Here is a 25,699-nt window from a genome sequence, read left to right on the forward strand (position 1 = left end):
CACGCCGGCTATCGGTGCCGGTTATCTCGGTACCGGCTATCAGCGCATGCGTAAAGCCCGCGTCACCTGCTCCTTTCAGGGAGCGGGGACGCGGGCTTTCACTGTCTCCAGGGATGAACCCGAGAGGCTGCGGGAGTGCGCGCTTAGAGGGGCGTCGCCTCCGCCTCTTCGGCAAGCGGGTCGTTGTCATCATCGGTGCGGTAGAAATCCCAGCGTTCACAACCGCAACCGGAACGCATCGCCTCAATGACGGCGGCAGCTGCCTCCAGCGGATCGAGCGCGTGCAGATTCCATAGCGCATGCACCGGTACCGGGTGCCTCCAGCCGTGCTCCTGCAGGAACTCCGGGTCGAAGGCGGGCAACGCCTCGACGGTGGGTTCAAGCTCGCAGAGGAAACCGGTGGGGGAGCGGAAAACCGTCACCACGGGGGTCGGGTCGGCATCTTCCAGGCAGGCTCCATCGAAGAAGTAGTAGGTGCTCAGGCGGCGGTTCCAGGCAAGCTGCGCGAGGCGTTCGCCGAAGACTTCCACCGTCTGCTCCCACCGAGTGCGGTGGTACGCCGCCAGGTCGGTGTGGGCGGTCTGCACCACGCCGATGCCCTGCTCGGTGAGTTCGCGGGCGCTCAGACGCGCGGGCTCTGCCGGTTCTGCCAGTTCTGCGGGAGCGCCCGCAGGGGAGCCGTCCGGGGTATCCGGCTCTGCTAGTTCTGTTTCGGGGAGCTCAGCGTCAGCGTTAGTTAGCTTAGCATCGAGGAGCTCAAGCTCCTCAGCGGCACTCGACTCAGCAACGCTCGCCTCGGCCTCGTTCGACTCAGCGGCACCCGACTCCAGGGCAGCTGCGTTGGCTTCGTTCCTCGTCCACAGTCGCAGCTCGCGGGCAATCTGCGTGCGTCCGCGGTGCAGGGTCGTCTGCCAGGAGCCGAACTTGGCGCGTACCGCACCCAGGGGCGGCACCTGCTCAATGAGCGTGGGAATGGTAGACCAGTAGCCGTAGTTCAGCGCCGTCGGCTCGCGGTCGTAGCGGGCGCAATAGCTCAAAAAGAGGCTCAGAGTCTTCGGTGCAAAATCCTCGGGTACCGCCGCGGCGTCGATATACCACTCGTTCTCGAGTGCCTCCGCCGGGTAGATGCCGGTGCGGAGCATGCCCAGGGACCAGTCGCCGTCACCGAGGTAATCGTTGACGGTCTGAACCGGTGCCGGCCACGCGGATTCGCCCTCCATACTGGAGGCGAGCAGGGTGTACAGGCTACCGCCCTCGGTGCCGATTTCTTTCACGCCGCGTAGCCTGATGTCCTCGAGGGTCTGCGCGTAGGCTTCTTCCTCCAGCTGGGAGTAGGGGTGTGCGGCAAGGTACTTGAGCGTTGCGCCAATCTTCGCCAGAACGTGAGCAATGTCTTCGTTGTTGAAGTGGCGTGCCTCCAGCGCGGACGGCAGGTCGTGAATAATATCGCAATCAAGAATTAGTGCCGCGTACTCGGGCTCCGGAGGCAGATCGTAGGCTTCCGCGAAAACGTACCAGAGGCCGCAGGCGAGCACCGTGTAGCTCGGGGCGTCTGCCGTGACCGGGCCAAACTGCCAGATGCCGGAGTCCAGCGCATAGTTCAGGTGCTTCTTGTTGATGTGCGGGTACAGAAAGTTGAGGCGGTGGAGAACCTGGGTAGGGGTGAACCCCAGCGCGGCGAGTTCGGCGATGAGTTCCGCGTACTCGTCGTGAAAATCTAAGTAGCCCTCCGGGGCGTTTGATAGCGCGGCTTGTTCGCGCATGGGTCCCTCTTTCATCTGCAGGATGTGGCGGCACCATGTCGTACCGTGCCGCCGAAACCCTGAACGTGTGCACGCAGATAAGGGTGTTTGCGTGGTGTGAGTCCAGCTCTTATCTGCACGAATAAGCGATATTTTTTCAAAAAAATATGCTCTTTTATCTAAATTTATCGCTGAAACTAAGCACTATTCAAATATGTGAACCCCTAACACGGTTTCTTTCGGAAAGATGACAATGTTTAGCGCATCCACAGGGCAAAATGTGCGTAAAGACTCGTAATCTGCACTAGAAGATGCGATAGAAAATACGCTTACCCGCACCCGCACAGGCGAGCAAAATACGCCCCGCACTGACTCTTTTCTCAGCATTACCGGTCAACCCATGAGCCGCGGTGAAATATGCGAAACTGGAAGGATGAGCGAACACCCCCTCCCGAGCAGCATCCGCCCGCGCGCGGATCGAGCTGCAGACCCCGCGCCCAGTAGCGCCGCCGGCAACGAACCCAGCAGCGCCGCACACCGCGAAAAACACGAAACCGGCGGCAAGACTGAGCAGCCCGCCGAGCACCTCATCAACGCGCTCGCCGTAGAAACCGGCATCGCGCCGCACCGCATCCGCGCAGCCGTGGCGCTGCTCGACGCCGACAACTCCGTACCCTTCATCGCCCGCTACCGCAAAGAAGCAACGGGCGCACTCACCGACACCCAGCTGCGCACCATCCAGTCGCGCCTGGGCCAGCTCCGTGCCCTCGAAGAGTGCCGCAACCGCGTGCTCGAAGCGCTCGCCGAACGCGCCGACGAAGGCCTCATCGACCCGCTCACCCTGCTGCAGCTGCGTTCCTCGCTCATGAACGCCGCCACCATTGCAGACGTGAACGCCATCTACGCCCCGTACCGCAGCGAGCGTGTGACCCGCGCCCAGATGGCGCGTGCCGCCGGGCTTGATTCCCTCGTCGAAGACCTGCTGGAGGTGCCCCTCGCCGAGGCACACGCCATTGCCGCCGCGTACATTACCGACGGCACCGAAGAGGATGAAGACGAGGGCATTGAGGCCGCTGAGGCAGACGAAGCCCTGCAGATTCACAGCGCCGAAGAAGCCCTTGACAGTGCCCGTGCGATCCTGGTTGACCGTGCTCTCACCGACCCGGTGCTGAGCGAAAAGCTCCTCAAGCGCCTGCGTGAAGGCGGCGTGATCGAGTCCCGCGTGATTGCCGGTCAGGAAAGCATCGGTGCGAAGTTCTCCGACTATTTCGCCTTCTCGGACCGTATTCGTTCTATTCCGCCGCACCGCGTGTTGGCGCTGCACCGCGCCAAGGACGCCGGCGTGGTGCGCCTCAAGGTGGATGTGGCACCCGCCCCCGTGGCGCTCAGCCGCCTGCGTGGTGCCGCCCGTGCCGAAGCTGAGGCTGCCGCCGAAAATTACGAGAACGTCCGTTCTGCATACGAGCGTGAAGTCGCCGCCGCACTGCGCATCCCCGTGCAGGTGCTCAACACCGTCGACGACGAAGACCGCGTGCTCGGCTGGCTCGCCGCCACCGTGCGCACCGCATGGCGCAGCCACCTGCGCCCGCGCCTTGCCGAACACATCCGCCACCAGCTACTCGACGCCGCCGCACAGCACGCAACCGAGGTGTTCGCCTCCAACCTGCGCGATATTCTGCTCGCCGCACCCGCCGGACACAAGACCACCCTCGGCCTGGACCCGGGCCTGCGCCACGGCGTGAAATACGCCGTAGTCGACGGCACCGGTGAGCCGCTGCGCGTGGGTACCGTCTACCCGCACGCCCCGCGCAACCAGTGGGCAGAAGCCCTGCGCGAGCTCGCCGCCGCCTGCCGCGAGCACGGCGTGGAACTCATCGCCATTGGCAACGGCACCGCAAGCCGCGAAACCGACAAACTCGCCAGCGAACTGATCCGCACCCTGCGAGAGGAAGGCACAGAAGCACCCCAGAAGGTGACCGTCTCCGAGGCGGGCGCCTCCGTCTACTCCGCCTCCGCGCTCGCAGCCGCCGAGCTGCCCGACTACGACGTGACCGTACGCGGCGCCGTCTCCATTGCCCGCCGCCTGCAGGACCCGCTTGCCGAGCTCGTCAAAATCGACCCGCAGTCCATCGGCGTGGGCCAGTACCAGCACGACGTGCCGCCCGCCGCCCTGCGCCGCGCCCTCAATGACACCGTCGAAGACTGCGTGAACGCCGTGGGTGTGAACCTCAATAGCGCCTCCGTGCAGCTGCTCGCGCACGTGGCGGGCGTGGGCACCGCAACCGCCGAACGCATCGTCGCCTACCGCACCGAACACGGTCCCTTCGCGAACCGTCAGCAGCTGATGAACGTGCCGCGACTGGGCGCGAAAACCTTCCGCCAGGCGGCAGGATTCATCCGCATCCGTGGCGGTGAGGAGCCGCTGGACGCCTCCGCCGTGCATCCGGAAGCGTACCCGCTCGCGCGCCGCATTATTGCTGACGCGCAGGCGCGCAACGGCGCCCACTGGGTTGCCGGCGCCCTGGGTACCTCGGATGGAACTGACCCGCTCGCCGGGCTGAACCCCGCCGACTACGTGCAGGACAGCCACGAACAGGGCAGTGCGGAAGAAAGCATCGCCGGCGTGTACACGGTCGAGGACATCTTCGCCGAGCTGCGCCGCCCCGGCCTGGACCCGCGCGGTAGCTTCCGCACCGCCCGATTCTCCGAGTCCGTCTCGCATTTCGAGGACGTACGCCCCGGCATGGTGCTCGAGGGCACCGTCTCGAATGTGGCGGCATTCGGCGCGTTCGTGGATATTGGCGTGCACCAGGACGGCCTCGTACACATCTCGCAGATGAGCCGCGGCTACGTGGCGAACCCGCACGACATTGTGCGCAGCGGCGACATCGTGCAGGTGCGTGTGGTGGAGGTCGACCCGGCGCGCCGCCGCATCTCCCTCTCCCTGCTGGTAGAGGACGAGAACTAGCGGGCGAGAGCTAGATACAGAGCGCTCGCCGACTTATTGAGCAATCCGAGAACGTACGTTCGCTAAAAACTCAAGCCTGAGAACACAATAAAGCCCCGACAGGCACAGATAGTGCTTGTCGGGGCTTTATGTAGGTGTGTATCGAGCTATACGCCCGAGCTATACCTTAGAAGTCGATGTTCGCCGGGTCAGCGCCAATACGACCCTCGGGGGTGGAAAGCGCATCCACGGCCGCGATGTCCTCGGCGGTCAGCTTCACGTTCACTGACGCCAGGTTCTCCTCAATGCGGGAAGGGGTCACAGACTTCGGGATAGCCACGGTGCCCTTAGCCAAGTGCCACGCCAGCACAACCTGCGCGGGGGTCGCGCCGTGGCGCTCCGCAATCTCAGCCAGCACGGGGTTCTGCAGCAGGTCGCTGCCGTTGCCCAGCGGGCTCCACGCCTGAGTCGCGATGCCGTACTCGGCGTGAACGGCGCGCAGCGCCTCCTGCGAGAAGTAGGGGTGTAACTCAATCTGGTGGATGACCGGAACCACGCCGGTCTCCTCGATAATCTCGCGCAGCTGCTCCTCGGGGAAGTTCGAAACACCAATGGAACGGACCTTACCCTGCTTCTGCAGCTCAATCAGCGCACGCCAGGAATCCAGGTACAGGCCCTGCTGCGGCTTAGCCCAGTGAATCAGGTACAGGTCAACGTAGTCGGTGCCCAGCTTCTCCAGGGAAGCCTCGAACGCCTCGAAAGCGCGCTCGTAGCCCTGGTCAGAGTTCCACAGCTTAGTGGTGAGGAAGATGTCTTCGCGAGCCACGTCGGAGTTAGCGATAGCGCGGCCTACGCCCGCCTCGTTGCCGTAAATAGCGGCGGTGTCGATGTGGCGGTAGCCGGTCTCCAGGGTGGTGCCCACAACCTTCTCGGCGACCTCGTCCTCAACCTGCCACACGCCGTAGCCCAGCTGCGGAATGGATCGGCCGTCGTTGAACTTTACGTTGGGTACGTTGTAGCTCATGATGCTCCTTTGGAATCTATGGGGAGGCGGCGCCTCCGTAAGTAGTCTTTCAAGGCTACGCCTCAGAGCCCCCGTTGAGAAGGGCCGGGCCAGAATCGGGCGTGAATCTAGCCGGAGGCGTAACCAAATGACAAAAATGACGGGGGCCATAAATACTGCTCAGACTCGAGGGCTACCGCTCAGGCTGGAGGGTGGCTACCGCTCGACAGCCGGCGCGAAGAGCTCACGCACATCCTCAGCCGTCACCGCCGCGGAGGCGAACTCGCCCTCACCGACCACCGCATCGAAGAGCGCGGCCTTCGACTCCTTGAGCTGCATGACCTTCTCCTCAATCGTGCCCTCGGCAACCAGACGGTAGACGTGCACCTCCTTGTCCTGGCCGATGCGGTGAATACGGTCCACTGCCTGCTGCTCAGCGGCGGGGTTCCACCACGGATCCATGATGAACACGTGATCCGCCTCGGTCAGGTTCAGACCGAAACCGCCAGCCTTGAGCGAAATGAGGAACACCGGCTCCTGACCGCTCGTGAACGCCTCAATAACCTCGGCGCGGTTGCGGGTCGAACCGTCCAGGTACAGGTGGCCGATGCCCTCCTCAGCCAAGCGCACCGAAATGCTCTTGAGATAGCCGGTGAACTGGCTGAACACCAGCACACGGTGGCCCTTCTCGAGCAGATCGGGTAGCTGCTGAACCAGGTAGTCGCGCTTGACCGACGATACCCCGGCGTAGGCGTCCGGATCAATCAGCGCGGCATCAAGCGCCAGGCGGCGTAGCAGGGTCAGCGACTGGAAGATCGTGAACCGGTTCTTGTCCATATCCTCCAGCAGACCCAGCACCTTCTGACGTTCACGCTGCAGATGCGTGTCATAGATGCGGCGGTGACCGGGAGCCAGCGGCAGGTTCACGCGCGTATCGTTCTTCGCCGGAAGCTCCGCCGCCACCAGCTCCTTGGTACGGCGCAACATGAGCGGGCGGATGCGCCGGCGCAGACGAGCAGCCGTCGCCGCGGTGTGCGCCGGGTTCTCGCCGGATTCCGCCGGGCGAGCGTACAGGTCACGGAACGCGCGGGCGGAGGGGAACAGACCGTCCGCCACAATCGCCAGCAGCGCCCACAGCTCCATGAGGTTGTTCTCAATGGGCGTGCCGGTCATCGCAATCTTGGTGCGGGCGGGCATTGCGCGGGCGATGGACCAGGCGCGGGTGCCGGTGTTTTTGACGAATTGCGCCTCGTCCAGCAGGAGCGCACCCCAGCCTTCGGGGGCGGACTGCTCGCCCGTGAATTCGTCAACGGTGCCACCCAGCGTGCGGGCGTAGCCGGTGTAGGCCTCCTCGTCCATGCGCAGCAGTGTGTAGCTGGTTAGCACCAGGTGCGCCCCGGCAACCCGCTCGGCCAGCGGGGTCTTACCGGCGGTGGTTTCGGTGATGGTCACGACCTTCGCCTCGGGCAGGAAGCGTTCCGCCTCCGTAGCCCAGTTGGTGATGACGGAGGTCGGGGCAACCACGAGGAAGGGCGCGAACGGCTCGACGCTCTCACCGCGCTCGGTGGTACGTTCGGAGGCTGCACGATGCTCCTCAATCGCGTGGGCGAGCAGGGCGAGAGCCTGCACGGTCTTACCCAGACCCATATCGTCGGCGAGAATACCGCCCAGCCGCTGCTCGTACAGGAACGACAGCCACTGGAAACCCTCCACCTGGTAGGGGCGTAGGGTCGCTTGCAAGCCGGTGGGTACCGGGCGCTGAGCGATAATCTGGCGGGACGCTTTCTGGGGTGCGGGGGAATCCTGAGTGCCCTTGTCGAGTGCTTTTTCAGTGCCCTTTTCGGTGCTCTCTTCAGTATCCTCCAGGCCCTCAACCAGCTGCAGCAGCGAGCGCACCTGAGCATCCCAGCGCGCGGTCGTATGCACGCTCGCTGCCAGCGACTCCATCTCAGAGAACAGCCCCGCCTGGTGACGGTTAATGCGCAGCTTACCGCCCGCATCGTCGAGTTCGCGAGCCTCCGCGATGAGGGTGCGCAGGGTCTTAAACTCGGGTCGACGCAGCGAGAAATAGGTGCCATTACCGAGCAGAATACGGTCCGCTCCGCGGTCGAGCGCCTCAAAAATCTGTGCGAACGGCACGGTCCAATTGTTGACCTTCACCGCAATGCCCAGGCCGAACCAGTCGCGAGAATTGCCCTCGCTCACGGTGATTTCAATCAGCGCGTCGGTTGCCTCCACGAACTGTGGCGGGGTGCCGTTAAAACGCACCTGAACAGCGGAAACACGGCGAAGCTTCGGCAGAACCGCACTGAGCAGCTCGCGGGTCTCCCAGCCTTCGATGCGGCGCTCCTCCAGCCCGGAAAGCGCCGGGTGGGCGGCAAGAATGGCGCGCACCGAACGCAGTACGCGCGCCTCAAAACGCTCATCGCGAACCTCGCCACCCTCTTCACCGGGGTAACCGAAAACGGGCAGGGAGTAAACATCGGAGCCCGCCGCAGGATTCTGGGTGCTCGCCTCCTCTGCGCTCGCCTCATCCACGCTGTCCTCAGCGAAGGGGTTCAGCGGGTACTCCCAACGCCAGCTCAGCTGCGCGTCGTGGCGTACCTGCTCGTCAAAGCTGATGTCAAGCACCAGATGCGGTGGCTTCACGCGAGGTAGTGCCAGCGCCGGATCGGGGGTCAGCGAGGGAATGGAGCGGCTGAGCGCGGGCAGGTACTCCTTCTGGAACGTGGCGCGTTCCGCGGCGGGAATGTGCACGGTTCCGGCGCTAATGAGCGATTCGGAGGCGGCATCGAGCGGCTCGACCAGGGGGATGAGCGCCAGCTCCACGCCCTCGGGCAGTTCGGGCACGGCGGGGGAGTAGCGCACCCGTTCACCCTGTACTGGGGCAATCGTCGGTGCGCTATTCTCAGCTTCCTCAGTCGGCGCCTCCTGCGCGTCCTTTTGCACGAAAGATTCGCGCCCCACTTCATCCAGTGCGCCGGGGCGCACGGTCTTCCAGTGCACCGCCTTTGCCGCCTGCTCGTACTCCTGCTGGGCGAGCCCGCCCAGGGCAAAGAAGCCGGTGCGCGGGGTGCCGATGGGGTGGCAGTGCGCGGCGGGCAGCCAGAGCTGGCGCAGTAGTTCGCCTTCGCGTCCTTCCCAGCTGAGCGCGGCTTGAAGCTGCAGCCCGGTACCTTCTGCGTGTTTCTCTTCGCTGGCGGCGGCGTGTAGGCGCACCTGCGCGGGGCTCAGCACGGCGTAGTTCACTTCGCGACCGTTGACGAGCAGAGGCAGGCCAATATCCTCCGCGCGGGCGAGTACATCCCAGAGCAGAGTGGAGGCAGAAGCGCTGATTGAGATCCAGTCGCGGTGTGAGGAATACATGTTTTGCCAGGGGCGGGCAATCGAGTAGAGCTCGGCGAAGAATCGTTCGTGTTCGGGGTAGATTTCGTGCCGCCCGACGGGTCCGCCCACGCTGGAGGCGAAGGTTTCCCAGCTGAGTCCGCCCTTGATCCAGCGCCCGGTTTTGGACGCCATGAGCGGGCGGGCGAGCAGGTTAATGCTGGGGGTTGCGCCGGGCATATTGCGGCCGCGCGCGTAGGAACCGGAGACACTCAGCGAGAAATCCAGGGCACCGCTCACACGCATCGAATCAATGCCCGCAAGGTCCTGACGTGCGGAAAGAACGGAGGAGAGGTCGCGTCGCCATGCCGAGATTTTGGTGGCGGATGCCTCTGCCTGCAGGCTCGGGGAGGTGCCTAGCTCGTTGAGCGCAAAGCTTCCCTGGGGGTTTTCAGGCTCGGCAGTCGCTGCCTCGGGTGCGGGCAGTTTTGCCGCGGTGGTGAGTGCACCGGAGGCGCGTAGCGCCGCGAGCGGGTCGGCGGCTTTCTTCGCCTCCGCAACGTCCGCGCTCTTTGAATCTGCGGATCCCTTTGCCTCTGTCGCCTCCTTTGCCTCGGCACCGGGCACACCGACCGGTCCGGGGTGTTCGCTGAGTGCCTTTTTCGCTACGGAGGCGCGGTCGAGCGCGGTGAGCATGAGCGCTACAGCGTGCTTGCAGTCGGTGAGCACGGGGCAGGTGCAGCGGGCGGTGAAGGTTGCGGAGCCGCTGACGGCGGGGAAGAAGCGAATGGTCACTTCGTAGGGGATGATGGTGCTTCCGTTGACGAGCCCGGTGAGGGTTCGCTCGTCTTCGTCGTAGCTGTAGCGGATGACTTCGCGGTTGCGCTGGTAGGCGACACCGCGCTGGTAGGTGCGGTGCCCGGCCTGGCGAATGATCTGCGGTACGGTGACGGGAATTTCGGGGAAGGGGATGTTGGCGCTCACCAGCTCATTATCGCGTATTGTGCGGGTATGCGCCTTGTTGCCGGTCATTTGCTGGCTGCTGTCGGGCTGACAGCCGGGCTGGCTGCCGGGGCGACTATTGAGCGGTGGTTTAGGGCGTATTTCGTATTTGTGGTGGGGGAGTTTTTAACGCATAAAAACACCGGTATTCACATAAGATATTCCGCGCAGTATCAAAAATTCCCGCTATTAAAAACGTTTCTACAAGCCAAAATGCTAATAATCTAAATCTCTTTCAAAAAACGCTTTACTTAACTTGAGAAAATGCTGTAAGCTAAACCCAGCTTCAAGAGTTTCGACTGATAAGCTCCGACTATGGTCGAACGCCAACCCCATGTTCACGGGTGGCTCGGATGACGAAGCGGTTTGTATTCACCACCGGAATAACCGGTGGTATTTGGTACAGACAAGAGCAATGCGAAAGGATCGCGCCACTCACGGCGCAGGTTGTCACATGTACAACGGCTCTGCAACCGAAGCAGCAATCTCTCTGAACCCCTCCCGCTCCTACCAGGAAAGCCTGCGTGCCGCAGCTGTCCCCGCGCGAGGCGGATACACCGCAGTCAGCATTGACGATTACTCCCGCATTTCTTCTAAGCGCGACGAGTTCCTGAACTTCCTTCTTCTGCCGAACCCCGAGGGTATCCCCGCTATTGAGTACGCCGGTCTGCGTGTAGCGTAGCATTAGGAGTATGAATTTCTCCGGTATGCTCCTGGACTCCGACGTTTTGGCAGAGATCCGTAAGGCGGATCCTGACCCCGCCGTGGTCGCTTTTCTACGCCGCCGCTCGTTCCGACATATGTACATTTCTGTGCTGAGTATTGGCGAGCTGAAGGGTCTGTACCCCTACCCGGAAACTGATCGTTGGATTACCGAACTTCTTGAGCGATTTGGCGACCACGTTATTAATGTGGATGCGCGTGTGAGCCTCGAGTGGGCTGGTCGTCAGGCGCCGCTCGGCGTGCATGCCGTGGGTCGTGATGATGCCGGTCCGTTGCCTACCGCCGCCCTGGAGGGTCTGATGGCGGCGAGCGCGAGTGCTTATGATTTGGAGCTGATTTCTTCTAAAGCTCAGGTGTACCGCGCCTGGGGTGTTCAGGCTTCCAACCCGTGGACTGAGGAGTAAAACTTTGCCGGATACGCGTCCTTGCGTGCATCCCTGTGCGAATAGTTGTGAGAACCCGCTTTTGAGTGTTATTTCGAAGGCGGGTTTCGTTGTTAATTCGTGGCATGATTGAAGGACGATGAAAAGCACCTCACCTATCTCGCGTTATTCCATGCCCATGCCTCTGTGGCTTCAGGGTGTTGTTGAGCTAATTGTTACTGCCCTGTGCTCTGCTGTTGCAGTGTTTGCGGCGATGTCTGCCGTGTGGGCGACCAAGGGTTTTGGCGACATGGAGTTCTCCTCCGTGGCCGCCATGTCGGCGCACCTGTGGCTTCTGATTCACGGTGTTCCTTTAGACCTTACGGCAGCTTTTGGTGCTTCTACCGGCACGATGACGCTGGTGCCTCTGGGTTTGAGTATTCTGCCTCTGATGCTCTGTTATCGTTCGGGTCGTCGCCTGGCGCGCGCCTCGTATGAGGGCGAGTTTTTGATTCCGGTGCTGTCTGGTTCGGTCACCTATGCGCTGATTAGTTCGGTGATGTACGGTTGGGCGAGCCCGCATCCGCAGCCTCTTCATGCGTTGAATGCTGCCCTGGTGCCTTTGGGTATTGTGGTGGCTGGTCTGATGTGGGGCGGCTACCGTGAGGCGCGTTCGCTCTCGCGCATGGTGGGGGTTGATACCGCGGAGCAGATTTCGCAGATGAGTCAGTATTCGCGTTGGGCGGGTTCGTACGCCTGGGCTGTGGTGCGTGCTGCGGTGGTTGCTTTTGTTGCGCTGATTGGTCTGGGTGCGGTGCTTTTGGGCATCGGTATTTTGGCGGGCTGGTCGCAGATTATTGCCACCTACCAGGAGCTGCACGCGGGTGCTGTGGGTGATACTGCGGTGACTCTGCTGCAGCTGGGTTTCTTGCCAAACCTGGTGATTTATGCGATGGCATGGTCGACCGGTGCCGGTTTCTCTTTTGGTGCGGGCACCTCGGTTGGTTTGACCAGTAGTGATGCTGGTACTTTGCCGATCCTTCCGATTTTGGGTGCTGTGCCCGAGTCGATGGGTGCATTCGGTCTGGTGGGTCTGCTGGTGCCGCTGGGTGCCGGTGCGATTGCTGGCTGGTGGTTCTTGCGTGAGGGTGAGGATCACCTGGATGAGTGGGTTGCTCTGAAGGTTCCGTTCCGCCCGCTGTCTGCGCTGATTTCTGCCGTGGTGCTGGGCGTGATGACCGGTATTCTGACCTCGTTTGGTGCCCTATGGTTGGGCTGGATTTCGTACGGTTCTCTGGGTATTGGCCGTTTTACGGAGGTTGGTGCTGAGCCGCTGACCTTTGCGGTGCATACCGCGTTGACTGTGGGTGCAGGCGTGACTTTCGGTATGTTGCTGAGCCGCGCCCTGGTGCCGGATAGCAGTCGTGAGCTGCCTCGTTTTGCGGATGAGAGCCCGAACCTGGGTGAGCGTCTGATGAGTTTTACTGCCTCGACCCGTGAGCATTTTGCACGGGGTCGTGAGCGTTTTGCGCAGCGTCGTGAGCAGCGTGCCCAGGAGCGCGCGGAGCGTGCGCAGCGTGAGGCTGAGGAAGCCGCCGAACGTGAAGCTGCAGAGCGTGAAGCTGAGGAGGTGGCACGCGTGCAGACTTCTGAGAACGTTGTTGAGGCCGAGCTGTCTATGGTATCTGAGCAGTCTGTTGTATCTGAGGTGGCGACCGGTCATGTTCCGGTGCATCCGCAGGAGCCTGTGGTTGCCGTCCCGGTGGAGGCAACTGAGCAGCTAGCGCAGCGTGCGGCGGCGGACGCTTTCGCTGAGATTATTGCAGAGCGCGAAGAGGCGGCTGAAGAGCCTGTAGAAGCAGAATCCACTGCGAACGCTGCACAGGATTCTGTCTCCGAAGAAGCTACTACTGAAGAGAGCTCCGCTGAGGAGTACGAGCCTATTGAGGCCGTTCAGCAGGTCGGTGACCTGGACTCTGCGCATGCTGAGGATTACGAGAGTATCGAAGCATCTGTTGAGCCTGCCTCTAGCGAGCACGCTACTTATGAACACACTGCCTATGATTCCGCTCTGTACGCTCATGACCCCTCCGATGAGGAGACCCGCGAGCTGATTCAGGAGCCCGTCTACGAGGCTACTGAACCTGTAGTAGTTGAGCGTGAGGGCGCTGTCGAAGAGCCCGCAGAGCAGGCGCCGCGTTCGAAGGGCCGCGCGAGCCGCATCATGGCGTACTTCGGCTTTGGTCTTGAGCAGCCCGCCGCAGCGCAGGATTCTGCTCGGGATCGTGCCAGCGACCACCGTGCGTATGAGCGTGAGCAGAAGCGCGAGGCGAAGAAGGCAGCTAAGGCGGCACGCAAGAAGCAGAAGAATGATTCAGAGCGCGACTTTGTGGATCGCGAGCTGGATGTTCTCTCTGCTGATCAGGCGATGAAGCGCATCTTTGGGGTCCGTAGCCAGACCGGCGTGCTTCCGCTGGTGACCGATGAGGCGTCTACCGTGGAGCTGTCCCCGCTGGATGTCAGCTCCTCGAAGTCCCAGGACTCTAGCGGCCATGGTTCTAACGCGCGCGAGAAGAACTAGCGCACTGCATTCTTAGCGCGCGGAATAAGGACTGGACGCGCCGGTGAGCTTGTCCATCGTGCCCTGGAACTTCTCATCGCAGGTGTACCTGTCGGTTTGGGTTAGTGCGGAGGCTCGGCACTCACGGTATTCCTGCGCGCCGGGTATGAAGGCGAGGCCCATGCCGCCGAGCAGAGTCATGGCGCCGTAGATGATACTGACGCCCGCGGCAATGTAGAAGAACCAGGGGCCGCGGTAGACTGCGGTGCGCACGATCGCAATAATGCTCAAGGTGATGCCGGCGAGCGCGAAGAGGAAGAGCGCCAAGAAAAGCGGCATCGTGGAGAGCACGAAGGAAGACGCCGCAAAAATCACCAGCGCGGCAACAATGAGCATGAACGCGGTGCGAATATTTGCTCTCTGCTGTTCACCCGGGTCGATGGGCTTGCGCGGCTTCTTGCCCTGAGGTCCCCGAGGCTGCGGCATCATGTTCTGCGGTGCCTGCTGAGGCGCTCGCGGCGGAACATGTTGGTTCTGGGGTGCACCGTTGTTCGGGGTGGGCTGCTGCGGGGTGTCGTTCGGAGTGTTCTGCGGGGGAGTAGACATACCTATAAGGGTACCGCCCTGTCTGCCCGTGACCTATTGAGTTAGCGACCTGTTGAGTTTGCGCCCGGTGAACCCCTGTGAGGATTTGTCCCGCCGGGGTTTCTTTGTGCTCGCCTTTGGGCTTTGGGTGTGTTGTGAACCTCTTACTCCCTTTGGATAAGAGTGTGAGACGGGTTATACTAGTGGGGTGCGAATTGTGGTTATGGTATCCGGATCCGGAACGAATCTTCAGTCCATCCTCGACGCTGTAGCAGCGGGCGAGCTTCCCCTCGACATTGCGGCAGTGGGTGCCGACAAGCCCTGTCTGGGCATTGAACGTGCCCAGGCGGCGGGTGTACCCACCTTCCTGGTGCAACCCGGCAACTACGCCGACCGCCCCTCCTGGAACCGCGCGCTGGAAGAAAAGATCGCTTCCTACACCCCCGATTACATTGTGTTCGCTGGCTTCATGCGCATTGTTGACGCGCAGCTGGTCGAGCGTTTCAGCAACCGCATTATTAACACCCACCCCGCTCTGCTACCCTCCTTCCCGGGTGCGCACGGCGTGCGTGATGCCTTGGCGCACGGTGTGAAGATTACCGGCCTGACCGTCCACTTTGTGGATGCGGGCGTTGACACCGGCCCCATCCTCGCCCAGGCGGCAGTGCCCGTTCTGGATGACGACACCGAAGAGACCCTGCACGAACGCATTAAGGTGCAGGAGCGCCGCCTGCTTGTGCAGACCATCGCATCCCTGGCTGAATCCCATAGCGCTGCATCTCACGGCGCTGTATCCGACAGCTAAATCCGCCTACTCAATAATCCGCGGCGGAATGAGCCGAGCTCAAACCCCGCTGCCCACACACGTTCCGTTGTGGCACCCGAGTACCCATGAGGGGAAGGTGCACAACGGCGGGGAATACCCCCACACATATCCTGTCTATTCTGGCAGGCTACGTCCATCCACCAGCTGTGCCGCCGAGATTCGGCGTGCACGTCTAAAGCATCGGAGTATTTGTGTCTCTCATTGAGCTCAATCGCGTGCCCCTGCGCCGCGCCCTCATTTCCGTCTACGACAAGACCGGTCTGGAGGAGTTCGCCCGCGGCCTGCACGAGGCTGGCGTCGCGCTGGTCTCCACCGGCTCCACGGCATCCACTATCGCGGCAGCAGGCGTACCCGTCACCGAGGTCACCGAAGTCACCGGTTTCCCCGAGTGCCTCGAAGGCCGCGTGAAGACCCTGCACCCGCGCATCCACGCCGGTATTCTGGCTGACCGCCGCAAGCAGGAGCACATTGACACCCTCGACGAGCTGGATGTTGAGGTATTCGACCTGGTGGTCGTGAACCTGTACCCCTTCGTTGAGACCGTTGCTTCAGGTGCCGGTCAGGACGCCATCATTGAGAAGATCGATATTGGTGGCCCTTCGATGGTTCGCGCTGCGGCGAAGAACCACGACGCTGTGGCCATTGTGGTGGACCCCGCCGACTACGCGCGCACCGTTGAGGCTGCTAAGAACGGTGGCTTCTGCCTGGATGAGCGCCGCCGCCTTGCTGCTGGCGCATTCGCCCACACCGCCGCATACGATACCGCTGTGGCTACCTGGACTGCATCCCAGTTCCTGCAGGATGAGGACGCTAACTTCTGGCCCCCGTACGCCGGCCTGGGCTTCGAGCGCAGCGAGACCCTGCGTTACGGCGAGAACCCGCACCAGCGTGCTGCCCTGTACTCTGACCCCGCTGCTGCCCCCGGCATTGCTCAGGCAGAGCAGCTGCACGGTAAGGCGATGAGCTACAACAACTACGTTGATGCTGACGCTGCTCTGCGTGCCGCTTACGACTTCGACGAGCCTGCTGTTGCCGTTATCAAGCACAATAACCCCTGCGGTATTGCCGTGGCAACCCCCGGTGCGGCTGACCCGATTGCGGACGCTCACGCGAAGGCGCATGCTTGCGACCCGCTGTCCGCATACGGCGGCGTGATTGCTGCTAACCGCCCGGTGACTGCCGCTATGGCTCAGACCGTCAAGGGCATCTTCACCGAGGTGATTGTGGCTCCCGACTTTGAGCCCGAGGCGCTGGAGATTCTGCGCGAGAAGAAGAACCTGCGCCTGCTGGTTCTGCCCGAGGACTTTGCCCGCGAGGCCATCGAGTACCGCCCCATTTCCGGTGGCGCACTCTTCCAGGAAGCTGACCGCCTGCAGGCTGAGGGCGACGACCCGAAGAACTGGACCCTGGTTGCCGGTGAGGCAGCTGATGAGGCAACCCTGCGCGACCTCGAGTTCGCGTGGCGTGCACTGCGTTCGCCCAAGTCCAACGCTATTCTGCTTGCCGATAATGGTGCCGCTGTGGGCATCGGCATGGGTCAGGTGAACCGCGTGGATTCCTGCAAGCTCTCGGTGGAGCGTGCGAACACTCTTGGCGGTGAAGGTAACGAGCGTGCCCGCGGTGCGGTTGCCGCATCCGATGCGTTCTTCCCCTTCGCTGACGGCCTGCAGGTGCTGCTGGACGCTGGCGTGCGTGCCGTTGTGCACCCGGGCGGTTCGATCCGCGACGAGGAAGTTATCGAAGCGGCTGAGGATGCTGGCGTGACCATGTACCTGACCGGTACCCGCCACTTCTTCCACTAAAAATGTGTAGCGGGCTCAGCATGCGCTGAGCTACCCGCTGTGAGCGGGGTATTCTGGGGTGAACCCGGGGGGCCCCGCTTTTATACCGGGTGCCCGTGCATCCGTATTGTGGGCAGTCGTATTTATAGAATTTTTGCTCTATTTTGCGCCGGATTTACGCATGAGGGCGCGTCAACGGCGACCAGGATGCGCACGGATTGGCTAAAAATTCGCTAGGATTAGGTTGTGCCTAAAGTCAGCGAAGAATACAAAAAGAACAGGCGTTCTCAGATTGTAGAGACCGCCCGCGAATGCTTCATCAAGCACGGTTATCAAAAGGCTTCGATGAGCGAGATTATTGCGGCCACCGGCCTGTCTGCCGGAGCGATTTATAACCACTTCTCTTCCAAGGATGAGATCATCCTGGCGGCAGCCCGTATGGACATGGCGCCCTTCGACCGCATCCGCGCCGAACAGCCCTGGGACTACGTGTTCGGGTGCCTGAAGGTGCTGGACACTCCCAAGATTCGCCGTCACCTGCTCGTCACCTGGGGCGAGGCTGTGGCAATGCCGCAGCTGGCGACCGTCGTCTCTGAGCAGCTGAGCTACCTGCGCGATCAGTCCCTGGAACGCTACCGCGCCTGGGGTGCCGCTGAGCTGGACTTCACCGAAGAGGAGCTTGAAGAGTGGCTGACCGTTATCGGTGCCGCGGTGCTGTCGGTGCTGACCGGTTACGTGGTGCAGACCCAGCTGGTGGCTGGCGGTAAGAAGGAGAGCGCTCGCGAGGCGTACCTGGAGTATGCTTCCGCTATCCTGCGTCAGGCGTAGGATTTGTAGACCCACTTAACGGCCGCCGATCAGCCTGCCGGGGTGTGTTCTATGCCCCTCGCTGGTGTCGCGCCGACGCCGTAAAAACTTCATCGTGATGCTTTGTAAAGCCCGTTTTCCTTCTCGAAGGAAAGCGGGCTTTACGGTATTATGAGGTGTAGCTCATATTTTTTCATTCAGGGTTTTCAACTGGAGGCGCCCGCCGCCTCCTGAAGACCGCCCGGCGTACGCAGCGGCAGCCCCGATGATGAGCGACCGAAGATAACGAAAAAACACTCCCAGGAGCGTAATGTCCGAGCAGAAGATCCTCGAGATGCCCCTCGCCGACCTCGACCCCGAGGTTGCAGAAGCCATTGAGCTGGAGCGCAAGCGCCAGCAGAACACCCTCGAGATGATTGCATCCGAGAACTTCGTCCCCCGTGCCGTCCTCGAAAGCCAGGGCTCGGTACTGACCAACAAGTACGCTGAGGGCTACCCCGGCCGCCGCTACTACGGCGGCTGCGAATTCGTTGACATCGTTGAGTCCCTCGCTATTTCCCGCGTGAAGGAACTCTTCGGTGCTGAGCACGCCAACGTTCAGCCCCACTCCGGTGCGCAGGCGAACAACGCCGTCATGCATGCACTGCTGAACCCCGGCGACACCATCATGGGTCTGTCCCTGGCACACGGTGGCCACCTGACCCACGGCATGAAGCTGAACGTCTCCGGCAAGCTGTACCACGTCGTGGCGTACGGTGTGGATGAGTCCGGTCGCGTTGACATGGAGCAGGTGCGTGAACTGGCTCTTGCCGAGCGTCCCAAGGTCATTATTGCCGGCTGGTCCGCGTACCCCCGTCAGCTGGACTTCGCTGCGTTCCGCGCGATTGCTGACGAAATCGGCGCGTACCTGTGGGTGGACATGGCTCACTTCGCGGGCCTGGTGGCTGCGGGTCTGCACCCGAACCCCGTCCCGCACGCACACGTGGTCTCCTCCACCGTGCACAAGACCCTGGGTGGCCCCCGTTCCGGCTTCATCCTCTGCACCGAGGAGCTGAAGAAGAAGATTGACTCCGCAGTGTTCCCCGGCCAGCAGGGCGGCCCGCTCATGCACGTTATTGCTGCGAAGGCTACCGCGTTCAAGGTCGCCGCATCTGACGCGTTCAAGGATCGTCAGAAGCGCACCGTTGAGGGCGCACAGATCCTGGCGAACCGCCTGCTGCAGCAGGACATGAAGGACGCCGGCGTGTCGATCGCATCCGGCGGTACCGACGTTCACCTGGTGCTCGTTGACCTGCGCGACCACGCCCTCAACGGCAAGGAAGCAGAGGACCTGTTGCACGCCGCTGGCATTACCGTCAACCGTAACGCCGTGCCGAACGACCCGCGCCCGCCGATGGTGACCTCCGGTCTGCGTATCGGTACTCCCGCGCTGGCGACCCGCGGCTTCGACGCCGAGGGCTTCACCGAGGTAGCCAACATTATCGCTTCCGTACTGCTGCCGAACCCGGACATCGCTGCGCTGCGTGCCCGCGTTGAGGTACTGTGCGCCAAGTACCCCCTCTACCAGGGCAGCGAGAACTGGTAGACCCATGAATGACCCCGTTCGCTCAGCATCCCTTCGTAGGTGCTGAGCGGGCGGGGTTATTTCGCCCTCTTACTTTTACCGCCCTGCCCGCTACACCCGTTCAGGGACGTAGCGGGGGAGTGGTACCTCTAGGGGCACACCCTAGAACCCAACACACAGACCATCCGTTTCGGCGAACCCGCCGCAATCTATGGAAGGAAAAATAATGCCCCAGATTCTAGACGGTAACGCAACCGCCGCAGCCATCAAGGAAGAGCTGAAGGAGCGCGTCGATGCGCTCAAGGCTAAGGGTATTACCCCCGGCCTTGGTACCGTGCTGGTCGGTGACGACCCCGCATCCCGCTCATACGTGGGCGCTAAGCACCGCGACTGCGCAGAGATTGGTATTAACTCCATCCGTGTGGACCTGCCCGGTGACATCACTCAGGAAGAGCTCGACGCAGAGATCGACAAGCTGAACAACGACCCGGCGTGCACCAGCTACATTGTGCAGCTGCCCCTGCCCAAGCACCTGGACACCAACCGTGTGCTGGAGCGCATCGCCCCCGAGAAGGATGCTGACGGCCTGCACCCGACCAACCTCGGCAAGCTCGTGCTGAACGTTTCTGAGCCGCTGGACTCCCCGCTGCCATGCACCCCCAACGGTGTCATTGAACTGGTCAAGCGCCACGGCATCGACTGGAACGGTAAGAACGTTGTGGTGCTCGGCCGCGGCATTACCGTGGGTCGCCCGCTGGGTCTGCTGCTGACCCGCCGCGAGGTGAACGCGACCGCAACCCTGGCGCACACCGGTACCGAGAACCTGGACGAGGTGCTGCGCGAGGCTGACGTCATTGTTGCCGCTGTGGGTGTTCCTCACGTGCTGAAGGCTCACCAGGTCAAGGACGGCGCAATCCTGCTGGACGTTGGTGTTTCCCGCGCTGAGGACCCGGAGACCGGCAAGAAGAAGCTCTTCGGTGACGTCTCCCCGGAGGCTGCGCAGAAGGCGTCCTGGGTTTCCCCGAACCCCGGAGGCGTGGGCCCGATGACCCGCGCGGAGCTGCTGGTGAACGTGGTTGAGACTGCGGAGCGTCAGGCGGCGTAAGGCTCGCAACATTTCAGAGCTAATAACTCAAAAGGGCGGTGCCCCGGTAGAACAATCTACCGGGGCACCGCCCTTCACACTGTCATCACAAGAAAAGGCAGATGCTAGAGAATCATCTCGTAGAAGTAGGCATCAGCGAGGTACAGGGTCTCTGAGTACTCGACCGGGCTACCTTCTTCGGTGTAGCCGGTCGTGCAGACCTTGAATGCCGCCTCGCCCACGGGAACCTGGTGGTTGAACGCCTCGGCGTCCGCGTCGGTGAAGAGCCCCGCGCTGGTGCGTACGCGGGCGTGCTTAATGGCGTTGGGGGTGTCGGCAAGCTGGTCGAAGGAGCTCGAAGCACCGGACATTTCCGCCATCATGGCGTCCAGGATGCTGCTTGCGGCAGCCTTCACAAAGTAGGAACGCTCAAAGCCAATGACTTCGTGGTCGGCAAGACGCAGACGGCGCACGAACAGCACCTGCTCGCCCACCGGCACGGATAGGTGGGTGGAAATTTCTTCGGTGGCGTCCATCCAACGGGTCGCAATCATGCGGGTGGAGCCTTCAAAACCGCGGCGGCGCATATCGTCGACGAAGGTGCCCACGCGCGGAATGTAGGTGGCTTCGGTGTGCTCGGCAACGTAGGTGCCCGAGCCCTGCACGTTGTAGATCAGGCCGCGTTCAATCAGAACCTTCAGGGCGCTACGAACCGTCTGGCGGCTCACCCCAAAGTTCTGCTGAATCATGCGCTCGGTGGGTAGCTTATCGCCGGGCTTGCCGGGAATAATGTAGCGCTGCTCAATGTAGTGGATGACCTGCTCGTACTTCGGGCCGGGAATCGGGGGTAACTCGTAGCGGCTCTCAGCGTTGTGAGCAGCACTTTCGGATGCGGTGGTGCCCGCAGAATGTGAGGGGGCACCGTGGTCGGTGGTCTGTGAGGAGTGTGAATTCATCACCCAATAGTTTACCGTTCAGTCAGAGAAAAAACGCGCATGAGTGAAAATTTCTCTTCCCTCAAACTGGCATAATTAAGACTATGCATTTTTCTAACACCCCTGCACCGCGCCCGAGCGGGCTGCTTCGCGTGGCGAGCGTGAATGTGAACGGTATCCGAGCCGCCTACAAGAAGGATATGGCGGCGTGGTTGGCGAGCCGTGACATCGACATTCTCTGCCTGCAGGAGGTGCGCGCCCCCGACGCTATCGTGCGTGAGCTGCTGGACGAATCCCAGTGGCATATTCTGCACACGGAGGCGGCAGCGAAGGGCCGTGCGGGCGTGCTGGTGGCGACCCGACGCACCCCGAACTCAGCCGGTGAACTCCTGGAGAACCAGCCGGTAGCGACCCGCTCGAATATTGGCGAAGAGTACTTTGACGATTCGGGTCGCTGGGTTGAGGCGGACTACGTTCTGCCCAACGGCAAGACCCTTACCGTGGTCAGTGCCTACGTTCACTCCGGCGAGGTCGGCACTCAGAAGCAGGACGATAAGTACCGCTTCCTGGAGCGCATGCTGGTGCGCATGCCTGAACTGGCAAAGCACTCGGACCACGTGCTCATTGTGGGCGATTTGAACGTGGGCCACACCGAGCTGGACATTAAGAACTGGAAGGCTAACCAGAAGCGTGCCGGCTTCCTGCCGGAGGAACGCGCCTACTTTGACCGCTTCTTCGGCGATATCGGCTACCGCGATGTGGCTCGTGAGCTGGCGGGTCAGGTGTCCGGCCCCTACACCTGGTGGTCTTACCGCGGCAAGGCGTTCGATAATGACGCAGGCTGGCGTATCGACTACCACATGGCGACCCCGGCGCTCGCCGAAAGCGCCATGGAAGCGGTCGTGGACCGCGCGGCAAGCTACGATGAGCGTTTCAGCGATCACGCGCCGCTAGTGATTGACTACCGCATCGGTGAGTAAGACGCGGACCCACCTACAGATAAGTTTTTGAAGATGTGCTGCACCGTCCGCAGCACCGCACAGGAAGAACTGCACAGGAAATAACTATGGCAGACGAAAAGAAGCAGGATAAGTCCCTCATCCCTAACGCCTCTCAGCAGAAGGCACGTATCTACTCGGGTGCGCAGCCGTCGGCTGATTCGATGCACCTGGGTAACTACATTGGTGCTGTAAACAACTGGGTGGCGTTGCAGGACGACCCGAATAACGAATGCCTGTTCTTTATCCCGGATATGCACGCCATCACCGTTCCTCAGAACCCCGAGGAGCTGCGTGAGCGTACCCGCCTGACCGCGGCGCAGTACATCGCCTCCGGCATTGACCCGACCCGCACCCCGCTGTTCGTGCAGTCGCACGTGCCCGAGCACGCCCAGCTGGCGTGGATTCTGAACTGCTTCACCGGCTTCGGTGAGGCCTCCCGTATGACCCAGTTCAAGGACAAGTCCCAGAAGCAGGGTGCCGAGAACGCCTCCGTGGGTCTGTTCACCTACCCGATTCTGATGGCTGCCGACATCCTGCTCTACCAGGTGGACGGCGTGCCCGTGGGTGAGGATCAGCGTCAGCACCTGGAGCTGACCCGTAACCTGGCTCAGCGTTTCAACTCCCGTTTCGGTGAGACCTTCGTGGTTCCCGAGCCGGTGATTCTGAAGGAAACCGCTAAGATTTACGACCTGCAGGACCCGACCTCGAAGATGTCCAAGTCTGCAGCCACCGACAAGGGCTTGATCAAGCTTCTGGACACCCCCAAGACAACCCAGAAGAAGATTAAGTCCGCCGTGACCGATGACGGCTCCGTCATCGCCTACGACCGCGAGGCTAAGCCCGGCGTCTCCAACCTGCTCTCCATCTACTCGGCAATGACCGGCGAGAGCATCGACGAGATCGTGGCACGCTACGAGGGCAAGATGTACGGCCACCTGAAGGTTGATCTTGCCGATATCGTGGTGGAGCGCCTCAACCCGGTGCGTGAGCGTACCCTCGAGCTGATGGACGACCCCGCCGAGCTGGATCGCCTGCTGGCTGTGGGCGCATCCGCTGCCCGCGAGATCGCTACGGTCACCATTGAGAACGTGTACAAGAAGGTTGGCTTCCTGCCTGCCGCTGCAATCTAGCCCGCTGTTCAGCCAGTTCGGCTGAGGCGCCGCATTACCTGCACGATTGAGATGACAGCACAAGAGAACTCTTCGAGCCCCACGACGGCTCCTGTATCCCCGACCCTGAAACCTGGCCGCCGCTACCTGAGCGTTATTGCGCACGTGAGCGGTGAGAATGTTCAGCGCCTGGAAGAGTGGAAGCGTTCGGTAGTTGGTGGTGCGGTGGCGCCTATCAGCACCCACGTGACCGTGTACCTGACAGAGCTGAACGAGTCTCTATTGGCTGCGGTGCACTCCCCGCAGTTCCGCGAGGCGCTGGACACGCCGCGTTTTGAGGCGCGCTGGGGTTCCGTGCACTCCTTCCGCCCGGTAACCGAGGTGGAGTACCTGAACCTGGAGGCGGGCAAGGCCGAGTTCGAGCAGATTCACCAGAAGCTGGTTGAGCTATTCGGTGCCGGTGCGGCGTCCTTCCCCTATGTGCCGCACGTGACATTAGGCCACGGGCTCACGGAAGAGCAGGTGACGAACGCCCGTGAGGTGTTTGATGCTCTGCCCGCTGAGCAGCGCACCTTCACCGTGGATCACCTGCACTGCTACTCCTACGACGGGCAGAACTGGGAAGAGATGACGGTTCTGCCGCTGCGTTAGTAGCTGGCGTATAAACCTGGAAAACATAAAGAGAGATGCGACCGATAACCTATCGGTCGCATCTCTCTTTATGTTTTCGCTAGGTTTATCTCAGCGTGAGAGTCCTAGTGGGAGTGGCCCTCGTGAGCCTCGCCGGACTCGTGATCATGAGCCTCGCTGGACTCGTGCGCGTCAGCCGAAGCCGAGGAGGAAGCAGCGCCGTACGCCGCAGATCCGTGTGCCTCAGCCTCAACCGGTGCAGCGTTCGAGGAGGAAACACCCAGGATCTCGTTCGGGGTCTTCGGAAGCTCCACGCTCATCAGCTCCTTCGGAGCCGCCGGGTTCGACAGGGACACCGCAATGAGCTTCTTGGTCGCCGGATCGGTCACGTAGGCGGTCTTACCGTCCACCCATAGCGCCGGACGCTCGTCCTGCCAAGTCTCAGACTCGGTCCACGCCTCCATGAGCTGTACGGAGCCGAGCTTGGCACCGGTCGCCGGATCGAAGACGCGCAGCTTACCGTCGGTGGTCAGCAGTAGCGCCTCACCCTGGGGGCCGCGAGCCAGCGAACGGAAGGTGTAGCTCACGCCAGAAGGCAGGGAGTAGACGGTGCGGGTTGCTGCAACGGTGTCGATAATGGAGAACTTCTCGGGGCGCTCCAGCTTAGAGTCCTTGTCGGTCTTGTAGTCCGCCAGAACGTACTGGGAGTCAGCCTTACCAGCCTGGTTGCCCGAGCGCGAGTACGGGTCCTTAGGGTTGGTGATCTTGGTGAACTTACCGTCCTTGTAGACCAGCGCGCCGTCGGTGCAGCCGATGGAGAATGCGCCGTCCTTGGCGATAGCTTCACCGTGAACGCCGGGGCAGGCGGGGCTCTCGGTGACGGTCTTGCCCTGCGCATCCACAACAGCGGCGCCGGTGCGGGTCTTCGAGTCGCCGACCGCTACCAGGTACTGGTCATTGGGCAGCGGGATTGCGAAGCCGTGGTGCGGCTTCGGCAGGGTGACGGTGGTGGTCTCCAGGGAGGAGGCGGTGCGCTTGTCGTGGGTCAGCTTCGCCGGGTCGTACACGGCGAAGGAGCCGGTGCCGTCAGCGAATGCCGCGACCTTGCCGTTGTCCTTGATGACGTGACCGGTGTGGTCAGCCGCCAGAGACAGCGAGGACAGCGACGGGGAAGTGGTGTAGTAGTGCGAGTGGTCGCCGTGCGCTACGGACCATACGCCGGTGTCCAGGAAGGTGTAGCTGTTGCCGTCTGCAACGACGAGGTGGCGGTTATCGCCAGCGTCGGAGAGGCGCAGGAAGCCTTCCTTGGGGATGTCTGCGAGCAGCTTCATGTCCTTGGCGTCGTAAACGAGCACGCCACCGTCGTAGGTGATGGCGACGCGGCTTGCCGCGCCCTTGCCTTCGGTGATGGGTGCGGCGGTTGCGCTCGCGGAGGTGGAGGTGCTGGGGCTGGTCTGTGTATTCTGGCCGGTCTGGGCACCGCATGCGGTCAGGGCGAGGGCGGCTACTGCGCCGAGTGCGCCGGCGCGGGTGAGGAAAAACTTACGAGTCATGTGCATCCACCAAGAGTAACATGAGAATGATTCTCTATATAGGATGATTCTTGGTGTGTCAGAGTCTGGAAGTGCTGTCTATGCGGGATGCGTAAGGTATTCTGCCGCTCCTGCCCAGCCGCAGGGAGCGTTCTTTCGTGCCCCGCTAGGCAAAAGCCTTG

Annotated in this window: 18 protein-coding genes and 1 riboswitch; of the genes, 12 read left to right on the plus strand and 6 right to left on the minus strand. The window is 62.0% G+C overall.

Annotation, left to right across the window (positions count from 1 at the left end):
• Window positions 1-143: 143 nt before the first annotated feature.
• Window positions 144-1,763: a dehydrogenase gene (locus HMPREF2927_RS05295; RefSeq protein ID WP_070686186.1), complete on the minus strand. Its 1,620-nt coding sequence runs from the start codon at window positions 1,761-1,763 to the stop codon at window positions 144-146.
• A gap of 412 nt (window positions 1,764-2,175) precedes the next feature.
• Here HMPREF2927_RS05295 and HMPREF2927_RS05300 point away from each other — a divergent pair, with 412 nt between their 5' ends.
• Window positions 2,176-4,710, plus strand: coding sequence for a helix-hairpin-helix domain-containing protein (locus HMPREF2927_RS05300; protein ID WP_210399826.1), 2,535 nt, complete (start codon window positions 2,176-2,178; stop codon window positions 4,708-4,710).
• Between the two features lie 166 nt (window positions 4,711-4,876).
• On the opposite strand, the gene HMPREF2927_RS05305 is transcribed toward HMPREF2927_RS05300, so the two are convergent.
• Window positions 4,877-5,713, minus strand: a complete 837-nt coding sequence (locus tag HMPREF2927_RS05305) for an aldo/keto reductase (RefSeq protein WP_070686188.1) — start codon at window positions 5,711-5,713, stop codon at window positions 4,877-4,879.
• Window positions 5,714-5,908: 195 nt separating this feature from the next.
• A complete protein-coding gene (locus HMPREF2927_RS05310; RefSeq protein ID WP_070686190.1) occupies window positions 5,909-10,048 on the minus strand; it encodes a DEAD/DEAH box helicase in 4,140 nt (1,379 codons plus the stop codon).
• Between the two features lie 254 nt (window positions 10,049-10,302).
• Window positions 10,303-10,437: riboswitch (SAM riboswitch) on the plus strand.
• 35 nt (window positions 10,438-10,472) lie between these two features.
• Here HMPREF2927_RS05310 and HMPREF2927_RS05315 point away from each other — a divergent pair.
• The 3 genes from HMPREF2927_RS05315 to HMPREF2927_RS05325 all read left to right on the plus strand — a co-directional run bounded on the left by HMPREF2927_RS05315 (window position 10,473) and on the right by HMPREF2927_RS05325 (window position 13,684).
• Window positions 10,473-10,700: a hypothetical protein gene (locus HMPREF2927_RS05315; protein ID WP_005506796.1), complete on the plus strand. Its 228-nt coding sequence runs from the start codon at window positions 10,473-10,475 to the stop codon at window positions 10,698-10,700.
• A gap of 10 nt (window positions 10,701-10,710) precedes the next feature.
• On the plus strand, window positions 10,711-11,145 hold the full coding sequence (locus HMPREF2927_RS05320) for a PIN domain-containing protein (protein WP_070686192.1): 435 nt from the start codon (window positions 10,711-10,713) through the stop codon (window positions 11,143-11,145).
• A 118-nt stretch (window positions 11,146-11,263) separates the two neighbouring features.
• The gene (locus HMPREF2927_RS05325) at window positions 11,264-13,684 is read left to right on the plus strand and encodes a cell division protein PerM (RefSeq protein ID WP_070686194.1); all 2,421 of its coding nucleotides are present in this window, start codon (window positions 11,264-11,266) and stop codon (window positions 13,682-13,684) included.
• Between the two features lie 12 nt (window positions 13,685-13,696).
• Here HMPREF2927_RS05325 and HMPREF2927_RS05330 read toward each other — a convergent pair whose 3' ends face one another.
• Window positions 13,697-14,269 (minus strand): 4-hydroxyphenylpyruvate dioxygenase, encoded by a 573-nt coding sequence (locus HMPREF2927_RS05330; RefSeq protein ID WP_070686196.1) that lies wholly within the window; start codon window positions 14,267-14,269, stop codon window positions 13,697-13,699.
• Window positions 14,270-14,471: 202 nt separating this feature from the next.
• On the opposite strand from HMPREF2927_RS05330, the gene purN reads away from it, so the two are divergent.
• The 5 genes from purN (at window position 14,472) to HMPREF2927_RS05355 (ending at window position 20,331) form a co-directional block, all read left to right on the plus strand.
• Window positions 14,472-15,053, plus strand: a complete 582-nt coding sequence (gene purN / locus HMPREF2927_RS05335; protein WP_070686198.1) for a phosphoribosylglycinamide formyltransferase — start codon at window positions 14,472-14,474, stop codon at window positions 15,051-15,053.
• A 212-nt stretch (window positions 15,054-15,265) separates the two neighbouring features.
• Window positions 15,266-16,876 (plus strand): bifunctional phosphoribosylaminoimidazolecarboxamide formyltransferase/IMP cyclohydrolase, encoded by a 1,611-nt coding sequence (gene purH, locus HMPREF2927_RS05340; protein ID WP_070686200.1) that lies wholly within the window; start codon window positions 15,266-15,268, stop codon window positions 16,874-16,876.
• 225 nt (window positions 16,877-17,101) lie between these two features.
• Window positions 17,102-17,683 carry a TetR/AcrR family transcriptional regulator gene (locus HMPREF2927_RS05345; RefSeq protein WP_070686202.1) on the plus strand — a complete coding sequence of 194 codons (582 nt, stop codon included), beginning with the start codon at window positions 17,102-17,104 and terminating at the stop codon, window positions 17,681-17,683.
• Window positions 17,684-17,972: 289 nt separating this feature from the next.
• The gene (gene glyA, locus HMPREF2927_RS05350) at window positions 17,973-19,247 is read left to right on the plus strand and encodes a serine hydroxymethyltransferase (RefSeq protein ID WP_070686204.1); all 1,275 of its coding nucleotides are present in this window, start codon (window positions 17,973-17,975) and stop codon (window positions 19,245-19,247) included.
• A 205-nt stretch (window positions 19,248-19,452) separates the two neighbouring features.
• A complete protein-coding gene (locus HMPREF2927_RS05355) occupies window positions 19,453-20,331 on the plus strand; it encodes a bifunctional methylenetetrahydrofolate dehydrogenase/methenyltetrahydrofolate cyclohydrolase (protein ID WP_070686206.1) in 879 nt (292 codons plus the stop codon).
• A 104-nt stretch (window positions 20,332-20,435) separates the two neighbouring features.
• Here the strand turns inward: HMPREF2927_RS05355 and HMPREF2927_RS05360 are convergent, their stop codons facing one another.
• Window positions 20,436-21,269 carry a GntR family transcriptional regulator gene (locus tag HMPREF2927_RS05360; RefSeq protein ID WP_070686208.1) on the minus strand — a complete coding sequence of 278 codons (834 nt, stop codon included), beginning with the start codon at window positions 21,267-21,269 and terminating at the stop codon, window positions 20,436-20,438.
• An 80-nt stretch (window positions 21,270-21,349) separates the two neighbouring features.
• On the opposite strand from HMPREF2927_RS05360, the gene HMPREF2927_RS05365 reads away from it, so the two are divergent.
• The 3 genes from HMPREF2927_RS05365 to HMPREF2927_RS05375 all read left to right on the plus strand — a co-directional run bounded on the left by HMPREF2927_RS05365 (window position 21,350) and on the right by HMPREF2927_RS05375 (window position 24,006).
• Entirely contained in the window at window positions 21,350-22,225 is an 876-nt protein-coding gene (locus HMPREF2927_RS05365; RefSeq protein ID WP_070686210.1) for an exodeoxyribonuclease III, read from the plus strand.
• Between the two features lie 86 nt (window positions 22,226-22,311).
• Window positions 22,312-23,376 (plus strand): tryptophan--tRNA ligase, encoded by a 1,065-nt coding sequence (gene trpS / locus HMPREF2927_RS05370; RefSeq protein WP_070686212.1) that lies wholly within the window; start codon window positions 22,312-22,314, stop codon window positions 23,374-23,376.
• Window positions 23,377-23,427: 51 nt separating this feature from the next.
• Window positions 23,428-24,006, plus strand: a complete 579-nt coding sequence (locus HMPREF2927_RS05375; RefSeq protein ID WP_070686214.1) for a 2'-5' RNA ligase family protein — start codon at window positions 23,428-23,430, stop codon at window positions 24,004-24,006.
• A gap of 104 nt (window positions 24,007-24,110) precedes the next feature.
• On the opposite strand, the gene HMPREF2927_RS05380 is transcribed toward HMPREF2927_RS05375, so the two are convergent.
• The gene (locus HMPREF2927_RS05380) at window positions 24,111-25,538 is read right to left on the minus strand and encodes a hypothetical protein (RefSeq protein ID WP_246827366.1); all 1,428 of its coding nucleotides are present in this window, start codon (window positions 25,536-25,538) and stop codon (window positions 24,111-24,113) included.
• Window positions 25,539-25,699 lie beyond the last annotated feature (161 nt).

The sequence above is a fragment of the Rothia sp. HMSC061E04 genome, assembly GCF_001813685.1.
Lineage (GTDB): Bacteria > Actinomycetota > Actinomycetes > Actinomycetales > Micrococcaceae > Rothia > Rothia mucilaginosa.

Excerpts from the sequence above, each read along its gene's own strand:
- HMPREF2927_RS05330 (WP_070686196.1), bottom strand. The coding sequence starts at position 14,269 with ATGTCTACTCCCCCGCAGAACACTCCGAACGACACCCCGCAGCAGCCC.
- purN (WP_070686198.1), top strand. The coding sequence starts at position 14,472 with ATGGTATCCGGATCCGGAACGAATCTTCAGTCCATCCTCGACGCTGTA.
- HMPREF2927_RS05365 (WP_070686210.1), top strand. The coding sequence starts at position 21,350 with ATGCATTTTTCTAACACCCCTGCACCGCGCCCGAGCGGGCTGCTTCGC.
- HMPREF2927_RS05320 (WP_070686192.1), top strand. The coding sequence starts at position 10,711 with ATGAATTTCTCCGGTATGCTCCTGGACTCCGACGTTTTGGCAGAGATC.
- HMPREF2927_RS05300 (WP_210399826.1), top strand. The coding sequence starts at position 2,176 with ATGAGCGAACACCCCCTCCCGAGCAGCATCCGCCCGCGCGCGGATCGA.
- glyA (WP_070686204.1), top strand. The coding sequence starts at position 17,973 with ATGTCCGAGCAGAAGATCCTCGAGATGCCCCTCGCCGACCTCGACCCC.
- HMPREF2927_RS05295 (WP_070686186.1), bottom strand. The coding sequence starts at position 1,763 with ATGCGCGAACAAGCCGCGCTATCAAACGCCCCGGAGGGCTACTTAGAT.
- HMPREF2927_RS05315 (WP_005506796.1), top strand. The coding sequence starts at position 10,473 with ATGTACAACGGCTCTGCAACCGAAGCAGCAATCTCTCTGAACCCCTCC.
- HMPREF2927_RS05305 (WP_070686188.1), bottom strand. The coding sequence starts at position 5,713 with ATGAGCTACAACGTACCCAACGTAAAGTTCAACGACGGCCGATCCATT.
- HMPREF2927_RS05380 (WP_246827366.1), bottom strand. The coding sequence starts at position 25,538 with ATGACTCGTAAGTTTTTCCTCACCCGCGCCGGCGCACTCGGCGCAGTA.
- HMPREF2927_RS05310 (WP_070686190.1), bottom strand. The coding sequence starts at position 10,048 with ATGACCGGCAACAAGGCGCATACCCGCACAATACGCGATAATGAGCTG.
- HMPREF2927_RS05375 (WP_070686214.1), top strand. The coding sequence starts at position 23,428 with ATGACAGCACAAGAGAACTCTTCGAGCCCCACGACGGCTCCTGTATCC.
- HMPREF2927_RS05325 (WP_070686194.1), top strand. The coding sequence starts at position 11,264 with ATGAAAAGCACCTCACCTATCTCGCGTTATTCCATGCCCATGCCTCTG.
- trpS (WP_070686212.1), top strand. The coding sequence starts at position 22,312 with ATGGCAGACGAAAAGAAGCAGGATAAGTCCCTCATCCCTAACGCCTCT.
- HMPREF2927_RS05355 (WP_070686206.1), top strand. The coding sequence starts at position 19,453 with ATGCCCCAGATTCTAGACGGTAACGCAACCGCCGCAGCCATCAAGGAA.